This window comes from Kitasatospora sp. NPDC057904, from assembly GCF_042887925.1.
GTDB lineage: Bacteria > Actinomycetota > Actinomycetes > Streptomycetales > Streptomycetaceae > Kitasatospora.
Genome location: NZ_JBHVOL010000023.1, coordinates 1 through 12,894 on the forward strand (window position 1 = coordinate 1; position 12,894 = coordinate 12,894).

Genomic DNA, 12,894 nt, shown 5'->3' on the forward strand with positions numbered 1-12,894 from the left:
TGTCCGGGGCCGGGTCCTGCGCCGCCCGGGGCCGGGCGGGCCCCCTCGGGCTCCGCGGGGGGCTCCCGGCGCACCGGGGGGGGGGGCGGGGCCGCGCTGCCCGCCCCCACCACCGTCCGTGCCTTACGCGGCGAACGCGAACTTCTCGTTGCCCGCGCCGGGGAGGCAGTCCCACAGGATGACCGGCGTGCCGTTGTCCCAGACGGGGCCGGCACCCGACACGTTGAGGCAGCGCCCGCTCGCCGGGTTGAGGAACTGGCCGTCGGCCGTCATCCGGAACGTCTCGTTGCCCTGGCCGGGCACGCAGTCCCACAGGATGATCGGGGTCCTGTTGTCCCAGGTCGGGCCGCCGCCCGCCACGTTGAGGCAGCGCCCGCTCGCCGGGTTGAGCAGCTGGCCCGAGGCCGTCAGCTGGAACTGCTCGTTGCCCGCGCCCGGCACGCAGTCGGACAGGACGATCGGGGTGGAGTTGCCCCACGTCGCGCTGGTGCCCGAGAGGCCGACACAGCGTCCGCTCACCGGGTTGAGCAGCGCGGCGGTCGGACCGGCGGCCTGCTTGTCGGCGGAGGCGAGGACGAACGTCTCGTTGGCCTGGCCGGTGACGCAGTCCCACAGGATCATCGGCGTGCTGTTGGGCCACGGGCCCGCGCCGGAGACGTTGAGGCAGCGGTTGCTGGCCGGGTTGAGCAGCTGGCCCGAGGCGTTCAGCTGGAACGTCTCGTTGCCGGCGCCCGGCACGCAGTCCCACAGGACGATCGGATTGCTGTTCGCCCACGGGCCCGCGCCGGACACGTTGAGACAGCGGTTGCTCGCGGGGTTGAACAGCTGGCCCGAGGCGTTCAGCTGGAACGTCTCGTTGCCGGCGCCCGGCACGCAGTCGAACAGGATGATCGGGTTGCCGTTCGTCCACGGGCCCGCACCGGACACGTTGAGACAGCGGCCGCTGGCCGGATTGACGACCTGGTAGGCGCGGTTGACCAGGCCGCCGATCCAGGAGGCGAGGTCGTCGGTGCGGGTGCCGATCGCGCCGGTGCGGGTCTCGGCGGGGTCGGTGCCGAGGCAGCCGCCCTGCCAGGAGCGGGCGGCGACGGCGACGAGCTCGGCCTTGCCGCCGGTCTCGCGCACGACGGGGGCACCGGTGTCGCCCTTGCAGATCGCGGCGCCGCCCTGACCGGTGACGGTGACGCCGGTGGGCTGGACGGCGTCGACGCCGAACAGGCCGGTGTGCGGCTTGGCGGGCACCCACTCGTCCGCGGTGCGCCCGTACCCGGGCACCCGCAGGCTCTCGCCCGGAGCGGGCGCGGTGGTGGCGACGGCGAGCGGCGCGATGCCGTTCAGCGGGAGGGCCAGGCGGGCCATGACGAGGTCGCGCTCCTGACGCGGCGCCAGTTCGACGACGTCGGCGCTCTTGTCGCCGACGGTCACGGTCACCTTGCGCTTGGGCACGCCCGCGGCGAGGCCCTGCGGCCGGCCGGGGTCGTCCGCGAGGCACGACGCGGCGGTGACGACCCAGTACCGGTCGACGAGGGCGCCGGTGCAGGCGCGCGCGTTGTCGCCGATGGTGACTTTGGCGGTGTAGGCGTAAGAACCGTCGGCGGCCGCGGGGCCGGTGACGGCACCGGCCACCGGGGCGGAGAAGGCGGCGACGGCACAGGCGGCCGCGGCCGCCATACCGAATATCCGCTGCAAGGATAATGTCCTGCGAGTCATCTTCTGTTTCCCCCAAGTGAATTGAGCATTTTCTGGAAAGATTCCGGCCGGCGGCCGGCCCGGGATGCACGACGGAACACCGGCGACGGGCCACACCACCCCCGGACCACGGATGGACGCAGGCCGGGGTCAAGGGGTGGCAACGCCCACATCCTGTCGTCGCAAAAAATACTGTGCACGAGTGATGGTCCGTCAAGTCCTTTGCCGATTGCCCTCCGTCGGCCGAAACGGCTTCCACGGATGAATGATGGTTCGCGCCAATACCAGTGACAATGCGGCAAGGACCCCGGTTTGGCCGTCCGGCCTTACGGGTGAAGCCACGAGGATTCCGAGACCCGTCACCCCGCCTGACGCACCGGCAGAACTACCGTGAGCGACTGACCGTCAGCCCGGATTCCCCCGCCCGTCCCCAGGGAGCACCGCACCATGCCCGCAGCCCGCCACCGCATGCTCGCCACCGCCGCCCTCGCCGCGGCGGCCACCCTCCTGGCCACCACCCCCGCACTCGCCCGGCCCGCCGGCCCGGCCGCACCGGCCCTCCTGCGGGCACCGCTGCTGCGCCCGGACGGGGACGCGCACCAGGGCGGCCCGCACGACGGCCGTGCCGACGGCACCAGCGCCAACTGGGCCGGCTACGCGGCCACCGGCACCAAGTTCACCAGCGTCAGCGCGAGCTGGGTCCAGCCGGAGGCGCACTGCACCACCGAGGACACCTACTCCAGCTTCTGGGTGGGCCTGGACGGCGACGGCAGCCGCTCGGTCGAGCAGAACGGCAGCTCGGCGGACTGCGTGGGCGGCAAGCCGCAGTACTACGCCTGGTTCGAGATGTACCCGGCGTACCCGGTGTTCTACAAGGACAAGGTCGAGCCCGGCGACCACTTCACGGCGAGCGTCACCGCGACCACCACCGGGAGGTTCACCCTGACGATCACCGACGAGACCCGGCACTGGAGCCACGTCCAGCACAAGACCCTGGCCAGCGCGAAGCTCGCCTCGGCCGAGGTGATCGCCGAGGCGCCGTCCACCCTGTCCGGGCCACTGCCGCTGACCGACTTCGGCACCATCGCCTTCACCGACGCCAAGGCCAACGGCAAGCCGATCGGCGACTTCGGCCCCGAGAACATCACCATGGCCGACCACGACCACACCGTCCTGGCCACGACCTCGCCCCTCAGCGCCGGCAGCGCCTTCGAGGTGACCTGGCACCACAGCTGACCCGCCCCGGGAACGGCCGGGGGCCGCGGCACGGCTTGGTCCAGCGGAACCGGACCCGGCCGACCTTCGGGATCTGCACCATGCCCCAGCGGCGGTGCACACGGACGATGTTCACACGGCCCTGCGGAATGTCCACCGACATGACGGACCGGTGACGGGCCTTGAAGCTTCGGGTCGACCTCGTTGTCGTGGGCACCCTGACCGGTGGTCCTGAAGTCGGAGGCGGCGGTGTACAGGGTGCCGCCCCAGAGGTAGCCGACGCCGCCGGACGCGCGCACGATGGTTCGTGCCCCCGATCGTCCGGCGACGAGTATCGCCGATGATCATGCGGCCGTCACGCGGGTATCCCGGTCGTGGCGGGGCGGGCCGGTGGGTCAGGCCCCGGGATGGTCGCCGGCCCAGACGGTGGGGGTCCGGCCGGCCCAGGGGGCGGCCTGTTCGAGCTGTCCGGCGAGGCGGAAGAGGACGTCCTCGCGCCCGTGGCCCGCCGCGAACTGGATGCCGATGGGCAGGCCGGTGGCGGGGTCGGTCTGCAGGGGCACGGACATGGCGGGGGTGCCGGCGACGTTGAACACGGCGGTGAAGGGCGAGCGGTGGAAGACCTGCCGGAGCCAGCCGGGGCCGTCGGCGCCCTCCGCGCCCTCGGCGTACGTGCCCAGGGGGACGGGCGGTTCGGGCAGGGTCGGGGTGAGCAGCAGGTCGTACTCGGCGAAGTAGCGGCCGATCGCGCGGGCGACGGTGTTGCGCATCGCGAGCGCGTGGACGAACTCGGTGCCGCCGACCTCCCGCCCGTAGGCGTGGCTCGCGAGCATCTCGGGTTCGACGGTGGTGGGGTCGACGGGCCGGCCCGAGGCTGCGGCGAGGCCGTCGATCCAGGTCGCCAGGTTGGCGCTCCACAGGCGGGCGTTGGCCAGGACGAACTCCTCCCAGCCGGTGCCGAGATCGACCCGGACCTCCTCCACCCGGTGGCCCAGGGACTCGGCGAGCCGTGCGGAGCGCAGGGTGGCGTCGATGATGGCGCCATCGACCGTGCGGCCGCCCCAGGGCTGCGTGAGGAGGCCGATCCTGAGGCTGCCCGGGGGGCGGGTGACCTCCTGTGCGTAGGGCCGCTCGGGGCGCGGGGCCGTGTAGGGGTCGCCGGCCTCGGGGCCGTGGACGAGGTCGAGCAGGGCGGCGCTGTCGCGGACCGAGCGGCTGAGGGCGCCGTGGACGGCGAGCCCGTTGAAGACCTCGTCCGCGTCGGGGCCCATGGAGATCCGGCCGCGGGTGGGCTTCAGCCCGAACAGGCCGTTGGCGGCGGCGGGGACGCGGATGGAGCCGGCCGCGTCGGTGGCGTGCGCGAGGGGGACGATGCCCGCGGCGACGGCGGCCGCCGAGCCACCGCTGGAGCCTCCGGGGCTGCGGTCCGGGTCCCAGGGGTTGCGGGTGGCGCCGTACAGGACGCCTTCCGTGGTGGTGCTGTAGGCGAACTCCGGGGTCGCCGTGCGCCCGAGCGTCACCAGTCCGGCTCGGCGGAAGCGGGCCATGAGCGAGGAGTCGGCCGCGGCGACGTTGCCGGCGGCGAGGCGGCTGCCCAGTTCCACCCGCTTGCCCGCCATCGCGACGGCGAGGTCCTTGACCAGGAAGGGCACCCCCGCCAGCGGCGTGCTGCCCGGCGCCGGCGCGTCCTCGGCGGGCCAGGTCTCGACGACGGCGTTGATCCGCGGATTCACCGCCTCGCACGCCAGTCGGGCGGTCGCGGCGAGTTCGGCGGCGGTCACGTCACCGCGGGCCACCAGGGCGGCCAGGGCGACGCCGTCGTGGTCCGCGTACTCGGAGAGCTTCATCTTCTTCGTCCGTCCAGATCCGGCCAGGGGAAACGATACCGATAGGTCTCGAACGATACCGATCGGTATCGTGTGGGACTGATCGGTACCGTAGCATTGCGGCCAGGCGGCTCGACGCCCCATCGGGCGGACCGGCGGAGGGTGACACATGGCGGACACGGCGAGAGTCAGCAGGCGGAGCCGGGTGGCCAAGCTGCCGCCCCGGGAACGGATCCTCGACGCGGCGGAGGAGCTCTTCTCGCGCGAGGGGATCAGGGCGGTCGGCGTCCAGGCGATCGCCGACCGGGCCGAGACCACCAAGATGGCGCTGTACCGCCACTTCGCGACCAAGGACGCGCTGGTCGAGGAATGGCTGCGGATCGTCGCGGCCGACTACACCGCCGCGTTCGACCGGCTGGAGACCGCCCACCCCGACGACCCCCGGGCGCAGATCCTCGGGATCGCCCGATTCATCGCCGACGGGCTCCCCGGGATCTCCCACCGGGGCTGCCCGTTCATCAACTCCATCGCGGAACTGCCCGACCGCGCCCACCCCGCGCGCCGGCTGATCGAGGCCCACAAGGCCCGCCAGCTGCGCCGCCTCGCCGACCTGTGCGTCCGGGCCGGGCTGCCCGACCCGGACGGGGCTGCCGCGGAGATCACCTTCGCCCTCGAAGGGGCCCAGGTGAGCGCCCAGAACCGGAGCGTCGAGCACGCGGGCGAACGGCTCGTACGGATCGTCGGGGCCGTCCTGGACCGCCCGGCGAGCTGAGCGGCGATGGGGCCACCGGGATTCCCGGTGGCCCCATCGGCGTTGCCGTCGGCTCCTACTTGAACTGGGGGTAGTAGTCCAGGAGCGAGGAGTTCACGCTGGTGCAGTAGGCGTAGCTCCACAGGCCGCTGCCGGTCGGCTTCCAGGGGCCGTACACGTTCTCGCCGTTCTGACAGACCGCCATCGCCCGGAAGACGATGTGGCTGTCGGAGCGGGGGCACATGGCGCCGTAGGTGTTGCCGTCCCACCACTCCTGGCAGACGTCGGTCGTGGTCGCCGACGCCGGTGCGGCGGTGGCCGTCCCGAGCGCGAGCGATCCCGCGGCGACCGCCGCCAGTGCCAGTGCGCGTACCTTGAGCATCGAATCCCCTCCAGCCGGACGTTGCGTCAGCCGGCCCGCGCCCTGCACCGCGGACCGCCGTCGAATCTAGGTCGGCCGCCGGGGGCGTCCGGTGCGCGAGCGCACAGTCGGGGGCTCCGCGCGGTGCCGATCCGCACAGTCGTCCGCCCGCGGCCGGCGCATGATTGCATGGCGTGAGCGATCCGCGACGCGGAGTACCGGTTGCCGTCGGAGCGATGAGTTTCCCGGCGGCCGCGGGTCTGCATCCCGACCGGACCGACCGGCACGACCGACTCATCGGGAGCAAGGCAATGGGCCTCATCCACATCGAGCTGTTCACGACCCTCGACCTCGTCGCGCAGGCGCCCGGCGGGCCCGACGAGGACCCCGAGGGGTTCCCGTTCGGCGGCTGGCAGGCGCCCCTGCTGAACGAGACCACCGGCGCGCAGATCGCCGCCGCGTACGAGGGCACGGACGCCCTCCTGCTCGGGCGGCGCACCTACGACATCTTCGCCGCGTACTGGCCGAAGCAGGAGGGCGGCCCGTTCGCCGGGCTCTTCAACAGCGTGCCGAAGTACGTGGCCTCCCGCGGCGAGCCCGACCTCCCGTGGGCCGGCTCCACGCAGCTCGGCCCGGACCTGGTCGCCGCGGTGCGCGGGATCCGCGAGCGGCACGAGCACGTGAAGGTCGTCGGGAGCCTGGACCTGGTGCAGACCCTCCTGCGGGAGAAGCTGTTCGACCGGCTCGACCTGTGGGTGCACCCGATCGTGCTCGGCGTCGGCAAGAAGGTGTTCGACACCGGTGCGGTGCCCACCAACGTCACGCTCCTCGAACCGCCGGCGGCCGGCCCCACGGGCACGGTGTTCCTGCGCTACGGGATCGCCGACGGGATCCCCCGGACGGGCGACATGAGCGCCCCCGACCGCGGTCTGGGCAACGGCGGCTGACGGGCCTCAGCCCAGCTGGTCGGCGATGCGCTGGGCCTGGTGGCCGGCGCCGCGGCGGCGGAGGTAGCGGATGCGGTCGAGCATCAGGACACGGACGTCCGTGTCCCGGGACTCGTGGGCGCGGGAGGGCGCCAGGTGCGGCCAGATCGTCTCGTAGAAGGGCCAGTTGGCCGGGTTCTCGGCGCTTCCGACGGCCAGGCGGGCCTCGACGAGCAGGCGGTGGACCGCGTACCGGGCGGTGTCCCGCTCCTCCCCCGTCATCTCGGCGCGGACGGCCTCCCCGACCATCCGGTGCACCCGGATGGCGTCCGCCGCGTCCGCGGTGACCAGGCCGTACCGCACGACCGAGGGGAGGACCCAGGCCAGGCGGCGGGGGACGAGGTGGGCGGCGATCGGTCCGGGGCCGAGGTGGGCGCACAGCCGCATCAGCTCGACCGCCGAGGCGGCGTGCGGCCGCAGGTAGGCGGCGGCCACCCGCCAGTGGGCGCGCACGACGGGCAGCGGGTCCGCCGGGCCGCCGCCGGCTTCCCGCAGCCGGGCCGTCTGTTCGCGCAGGGCGGCCAGGTAGTCGGCAGCCGGGGTGCCGGTGGCCTTGAGCCAGGCGCCGGCCAGGTCCACCGCGAGCGGCAGGTCGTCCACGGCCGCGGCCACCGCCTCGGCGTCGGCTCGGGCGAGGGCGCCCTCCGTGCGGCGCATCAGGTGGTCCGTGCCGGTGGCGCGGGTAAACGCGTCCACGGTCACCGCGGCGGTCGGTGCCACGGCGCCCGGGGTGACCGCCCGGGCCCAGCGCGGGTCGCGCGAGGTGACCAGGACGTGGCCCGCGCCGCCGCCGGGGACGAGGTGGACGACCTCACCCGGGTCCTGCGCGTCGTCGAGGACCACGAGCCACCGCCCGTCCGTCCCGGCGGTCCCGTACTGCAGCTCCACCAGCGCCAGGCCGGCGGCGCGCGGCAGCTCCGCGCCGTCCGCCAGGCCCAGCACCCCGGCCAGCTCCGCCAGCCGCGGCAGGACCTCCTGCGACTGGCCGGCGTCGATCCACCAGACCAGGTCGTAGTCGGCCCTGAAACGGTGCGCGTACTCCAGTGCGAGCTGCGTCGCGCCCACCCCGCCGAACCGGTCCCGGGCGCGGGGCGCCGGCCCCACCACCGTGACGGCGCCCTGTTGCAGGCGCTCGCGCAGGAGCCCCAACTCCTCCGCGCGGCCGGTGAAGTGGCGGTTGCGCGGCGGCACGTTCCAGATCCTCGGACGGCGGCCGGGAAAGCGCGGCGCGCCCGCCGCACCCGGGGCCGGGAGCTCCTGACGGCCGAGGGCGGAGAGCAGCCGGGCCGCCGCCTGCGGCTCGTCGGCGTCGGCCAGGTCCACCAGGTCGAACCGGTTGAGCTGCTCGGACGGCGGCACCGGGGCCACCCGCACCTGCACCAGCCGGCGCCGGGCCCCGAAGGCGTGCTCGACGACGGCCCACTCCCACGCCTCCCCCACCGCGTCCGAACGCAGGTAGGCCGGGGAGAGCACGACCACCACGACCGTCTCCACCGGGCGCGCCATCCCCGGCCCGGCGTCGCGCGGCAGGACCCGGAAGCCCGCCGTCTCCAGCACGTGGGCGATCCACTCCGCCCACATCCGGTCCTCGGGCACGAAGCTGAGGTGGACGTCGACCGGCTCGGCGGGGGCCGGCCGGTGGTGCGGCTGCGCCGGCGAAGCCGGGCGCGGGAGCCCGGTGACCCGGCCTCCGGTGACGGCGGCGGTCAGGCGCTCGTAGGCCACGAGCAGGCCGGCGGGGGCGCCCGGGTGCGGTGCGGCGGCGAGCGGCCGCCCGTCGTCGTGGAGCGGCCGGTACGGGATCTCGACCGTCTCCACCGGCTCCGTGGCGGGCAGGCCCGCGAAGCGCGCCGCGGCCAGGGCCCGGCCCATCTCGGTGACACCCTCGTGGGAGCCGTCGACCATCGTCGCCACCGGGAGGATCCGCACGGCCCGCTCCCCCTGGCGTCCGGCGATCCGCAGCGCGATCCGCGACGCGTCGTCGATGCTGCGCCCGCTCAGGGTGAAGCAGACGACCAGGTCGTCCGGCAGCTGCTCGGTGCAGATGTCGGCCATGGTGGACAAGCCGGTGCAGCCGTCGACCAGCACGTAGTCGTACTGCCGGCGCAGCTCCTCCCGCAGGTCGCCGAAGTACCCCTCGTCGGCGAACGCCTGGGTGCCGCGCGTCAGTTCGGTGACCTGGCGCTCCCTGCGGCCCACGAGCAGCACGTCGAGCAGGCCGCCGGCGGCGAACCCGGAGCGGTCGACGGTGCGGACGGCCCCGCGCACGCTGCGGCCCAGCCACTCCCGGCCGGGCCTGCCGCTCGTGCGCGCCTGCTCGTCGCGGAAGTCGAGGAGCAGGCTGAGCACGCCCCGGGCGCCCTCCAGCGCCGACGGCGCCAGGAGGCGCCCGAAGTGGCGCTCCAGGCTCGGCGCCTCGAACCCGAGGTCCGCCACGAGCACCCGGTGGCCGTTGGCGGCCAGGATCCAGGCGCAGTTCGCCAGCGCCTCGGGGCGGCCGATGCCGTCCTCGTAGGAGTAGAAGGTGACGATGCGCCCGTCGGCGCCCCCCGGGCCGGCGTTCCCCGGGCCGCCGGGGGCGAGCGCGGGCAACGGGTCGCCCGGGTGGGCCAGTTCGCCGGAGATGCGGCGGACGGTCCGCTCGTCCTGCGCGTACACCTCGCCCGCGCGCGTCAGCGCCCGGTCGATGTCGAGCGCGGCGGGGTCCGCGGCGCCCGCGGGGCCCTGCCGGGCCGGCAGCGGGTGTGCCGGCCCGGCCGCACCGCCCTGCAGCAGCGCCACCTGCTCGGTCAACCGGACGACCTGGTCGAGCACTTGGGGCAGCAGCCGTTCCGTCTCGCTGCGCAGGGCCTCCGTCCGCACCAGTTCGCCGACGGTCCGGCGCTCCTGGGCCTGGGCCCGCGCGAGTTGTTCCTGGGCCGCGAGCAGCCGCGCGATCTCCTCGCGGTGGCCGAGCAGCGCGTCGCGTTCGACCGTCAGTTCGCCCACCCGCTGCTGGAGCGCCTGGAGGATGCCCAGCAGGAGCATGACGAGCCTGGTGGTGTTGTCCAGCGTCCGCTGGAGGTCCTCGCGCTGGTCCTCGGCGCGGATCAGCCGCCGGTGGAGGCTCTCCAGGTGGGAGCGGTGCTCGTCCGGGTCCGCGCCGGCGCCCGCGCGGCGGGCCGGCGTGTGGCGGGACACGGGGTCGCGGGCCGCCTTCAGCAGGCGCAGGGCCCGGATCCGGTCGTGCGGGTCGCGGGTCGTGGCGGCCACCACCTTGAGGACGAACTCCTCCTCGGGCACCTTGCCGCTCAGGTACGTGCTGACCGTGCTCGGCGCCAAGCCGACCACCCCCGCGAGGCCGGTCAGCGACGTCCCGGCCTTCTCCAGGAGGTGACGCAGGAACTCGGCCAGCTCCTGCGCCTCGCGCGTGTCGGCCCGGACCTCCCCCAGGGGCCGCCCGCCCCGGTTGCCCTGCGCCGCCACCCGCTCCCCCAACTCGCCTGTTGCCGCCCGGCCTTGCCGCCATTATCGCCCTTGCCGCCGAACAACCCGGGTTGTTCGGGCCTGACCTGGGACGGAGCGGCGAACAACCCCGGCGAACCCGCGCACGTGCCAGCTTGGTCCCGCCGGGACCACCCCGGCGCGAACAACGAGCGGAGACTCGCCATGGCCTTCCTGCCCCTCAGCCCCCGCGGCATCGGCAACCTGCAGCGGGTGCTGCTGGTCGCCCTCCTCTCCCCCGCGCTCGTGATCACGGTGCTCGCCACCGTGCCCGCCCTCACCGTCCTGCCCTTCCTCCCGGACGGCACCCGCCGCACCGTCGACCTGCTGCGCACCCACGCGAACGCGGCCTCCGCACTGCTGAGCGCCAGCCGCGCCGAGCGGTGAACACGGCCCCGGGCGGGGAGCACGAGTGCCTCCGGCCGCGGCGGAATCGCCGAGACTTCGCCGAGCCGCCCGCCGGCTTCGTCAACGGGACGGAACTCCACCACGCCTTCTTCGACCCCTGGTGGCGCTGAGTCACGAGAACGCCGCTTCCCCCGCGAAATACCGCCACCCGGGCACCCGCCAGCCACACCGTCCGTAGCCGGGATGCCGAACGGGCGGGCTGCTCGCAGGCTGGAAGGAACAGCGCCCCGAGCACCGGCAGGAGGACGGCATGGCCGCACACTTCGAGGTCTACGAGGACAAGGCCCACCAGTGGAGGTTCCGGCTCAAGGCGGGGAACGGGGAGATCGTCGCGGTCGGCGAGTCCTACCCGACCAGGCAGGGTGCGCAGAAGGGCTGCGAGGCCGTGAAACGCGCCGCCGCCGAGGCGGACATCGTCGCACCCAAGGCGGCGTGAAGGCACCCGCGCGCGTGGGGCCCGCTGCCGGACGGCGGCGGACCCCCGGTGTGCGGTGGCGGGCCGCACGGCTCGTCCGGGTTGGCAGGATCTTGTGGGCGAACGGTGCTGTCGTCCCTGGTGGAGGAGGCCGGGAAGGCGAAGACTCTTCGTGTACGTCGCCCGGTGGACCCCTGGCGCGCTCCGTGCGGCCGGTCCTCGACGAAAGGGAAACCGTGAACGACTTCAGGGCGAGGTTTGACAGCTCGGGGATCGAAGGCCTGCTGAAGGACTACTTCGACCTCCTCTACACCCAGGACATGGACCTGTTCGAACGGGTCTTCCACCCGGACTCGGTCCTGTACTCGGCACAGGACGGCGAGGTCGTCGTGCGCCCGCGCGCCGCGTACCGGGCGGTCATGGAGGGGCGGCAGTCGCCCACCGAGGCCGGTGCGCCGCGGCACGACGAGATCCTCCTCATCGACGTCCTGTCGCCCGAGATGGCCCTGGTCAAGGTCCGGCTGCGCCTGTTCGGGAACACCATGGAGGACTACCTGAACCTGCTCAAGGTGGGCGAGCGGTGGACCGTCGCGGCCAAGCTCTACCACCGTGCGGCGTAGCACGGCACCCGCGCGGGCCCGCCGCCGGCACCCGCCGGCGCGCGGGCCCCGCTCCCGTGGCGGCGGGCCGGTGCCGTGCTGACCACCGTCGCCGTCGTGCTCGTCGACGGAGTGGCCCCGTTCGAGTTCGGCGTGCTCTGCGAGGTCTTCGGCGTCGACCGCTCCCCGGACGGCGTGCCGCCGTTCGACTTCCGGGTGTGCGGCGAGAACGCCGGCGCGCCGCTGTCCACCGGTGCGGGGTTCCGGGTCATCCCGTCGCACGGCCTGGAGGCGCTGCGGGACGCCGATCTGGTGGCGGTGCCCGCCGCCACGATCCGCGAGGACTACCCGCCGGCCGTCCTGGACGCGCTGCGCGCCGCGCACCGGCGCGGTGCGACCCTGCTCTCGGTGTGCAGCGGGGCGTTCGTGCTGGGTGCCGCGGGTCTCCTCGACCACCGTCGCTGCACCACCCACTGGAGCTACGTCGACGCCTTCGCGCGCCGCTTCCCCCTGGCGCGGGTCGACGGCGACGTCCTGTTCGTCGACGACGGCACCGTCCTGACCAGCGCGGGCACGGCCGCCGGCATCGACGCCTGCCTCCACCTGGTGCGCCGGGAACTCGGCTCCGCCGCGGCCAACGCGATCGCCCGCAAGATGGTGGTGGCGCCCCACCGGGAGGGCGGGCAGCGCCAGTTCGTCGACCTGCCGGTCCCCGAGGACCCGGGCGCCAGTCTCCAGCCCCTGCTCGGCTGGATGCGGGAGAACCTCGGCGCCCGGCACAGCGTGGCGGAACTGGCGCAGCGGGCCCGCATGTCGCCCCGGACCCTCGCCCGCCGCTTCAGCACGGAGATCGGCACCACCCCGCACAAGTGGCTGACCCTGCAGCGGGTCCTGCACGCCCGGCACCTGCTGGAGGAGACCTCCCTGGACATCGAGGAGATCGCCCACGAGACCGGCATGGGCAACAGCGCCCTGCTCAGGCACCACTTCCGGAAGATCGTGGGCGTCACCCCGAAGGACTACCGGGCGGCCTTCGCCGACCGCCCGGCGGCACCGGGGCCCTACCCTTCCCCCGCCGCGGACGGCGACCGGCGCCGTGGCGGCCGGTGACTTCCCGCCCGGAAACCCCGTGCGTCTCTTTTCGAATTTCCTTTCCCGGCC

General features: G+C 74.2%; 11 protein-coding genes and 1 pseudogene. 7 read left to right on the top strand and 5 right to left on the bottom strand.

What is annotated here, in order from left to right:
• Positions 1-123: 123 nt before the first annotated feature.
• Positions 124-1,671, bottom strand: coding sequence for a ricin-type beta-trefoil lectin domain protein (locus tag ACFVSN_RS36890; protein ID WP_387957814.1), 1,548 nt, complete (start codon positions 1,669-1,671; stop codon positions 124-126).
• 465 nt (positions 1,672-2,136) lie between these two features.
• Between ACFVSN_RS36890 and ACFVSN_RS36895 the strand changes: the two genes are divergently transcribed.
• Positions 2,137-2,925 (top strand): G1 family glutamic endopeptidase, encoded by a 789-nt coding sequence (locus tag ACFVSN_RS36895; RefSeq protein WP_387957816.1) that lies wholly within the window; start codon positions 2,137-2,139, stop codon positions 2,923-2,925.
• Positions 2,926-2,959: 34 nt separating this feature from the next.
• Here ACFVSN_RS36895 and ACFVSN_RS36900 read toward each other — a convergent pair.
• Both ACFVSN_RS36900 and ACFVSN_RS36905 read right to left on the bottom strand, forming a co-directional pair.
• Positions 2,960-3,094 (bottom strand): annotated as a pseudogene (locus tag ACFVSN_RS36900) (RNA-guided endonuclease TnpB family protein); the annotation flags it as partial.
• A gap of 205 nt (positions 3,095-3,299) precedes the next feature.
• Positions 3,300-4,751: an amidase gene (locus ACFVSN_RS36905; RefSeq protein WP_387957818.1), complete on the bottom strand. Its 1,452-nt coding sequence runs from the start codon at positions 4,749-4,751 to the stop codon at positions 3,300-3,302.
• A gap of 148 nt (positions 4,752-4,899) precedes the next feature.
• Between ACFVSN_RS36905 and ACFVSN_RS36910 the strand changes: the two genes are divergently transcribed.
• On the top strand, positions 4,900-5,502 hold the full coding sequence (locus tag ACFVSN_RS36910) for a TetR/AcrR family transcriptional regulator (RefSeq protein ID WP_387957820.1): 603 nt from the start codon (positions 4,900-4,902) through the stop codon (positions 5,500-5,502).
• Positions 5,503-5,557: 55 nt separating this feature from the next.
• Here the strand turns inward: ACFVSN_RS36910 and ACFVSN_RS36915 are convergent, their stop codons facing one another.
• Entirely contained in the window at positions 5,558-5,863 is a 306-nt protein-coding gene (locus tag ACFVSN_RS36915; protein WP_380446844.1) for a hypothetical protein, read from the bottom strand.
• A gap of 290 nt (positions 5,864-6,153) precedes the next feature.
• Here ACFVSN_RS36915 and ACFVSN_RS36920 point away from each other — a divergent pair, with 290 nt between their 5' ends.
• Complete coding sequence (locus ACFVSN_RS36920; protein ID WP_387957822.1) at positions 6,154-6,789, top strand: dihydrofolate reductase family protein; 636 nt, start codon at positions 6,154-6,156, stop codon at positions 6,787-6,789.
• Between the two features lie 6 nt (positions 6,790-6,795).
• Here the strand turns inward: ACFVSN_RS36920 and fxsT are convergent, their stop codons facing one another.
• Entirely contained in the window at positions 6,796-10,293 is a 3,498-nt protein-coding gene (gene fxsT, locus ACFVSN_RS36925; protein WP_387957824.1) for an FxSxx-COOH system tetratricopeptide repeat protein, read from the bottom strand.
• 183 nt (positions 10,294-10,476) lie between these two features.
• On the opposite strand from fxsT, the gene ACFVSN_RS36930 reads away from it, so the two are divergent.
• The 4 genes from ACFVSN_RS36930 to ACFVSN_RS36945 all read left to right on the top strand — a co-directional run bounded on the left by ACFVSN_RS36930 (position 10,477) and on the right by ACFVSN_RS36945 (position 12,843).
• Positions 10,477-10,698: a dTMP kinase gene (locus ACFVSN_RS36930; protein WP_387596109.1), complete on the top strand. Its 222-nt coding sequence runs from the start codon at positions 10,477-10,479 to the stop codon at positions 10,696-10,698.
• A 271-nt stretch (positions 10,699-10,969) separates the two neighbouring features.
• The gene (locus ACFVSN_RS36935) at positions 10,970-11,155 is read left to right on the top strand and encodes a YegP family protein (protein ID WP_380446848.1); all 186 of its coding nucleotides are present in this window, start codon (positions 10,970-10,972) and stop codon (positions 11,153-11,155) included.
• 215 nt (positions 11,156-11,370) lie between these two features.
• Positions 11,371-11,754, top strand: a complete 384-nt coding sequence (locus ACFVSN_RS36940) for a nuclear transport factor 2 family protein (protein ID WP_387957826.1) — start codon at positions 11,371-11,373, stop codon at positions 11,752-11,754.
• Positions 11,755-11,829: 75 nt separating this feature from the next.
• Positions 11,830-12,843, top strand: coding sequence for a GlxA family transcriptional regulator (locus ACFVSN_RS36945; RefSeq protein ID WP_387957828.1), 1,014 nt, complete (start codon positions 11,830-11,832; stop codon positions 12,841-12,843).
• The last annotated feature ends 51 nt before the right edge of the window (positions 12,844-12,894 follow it).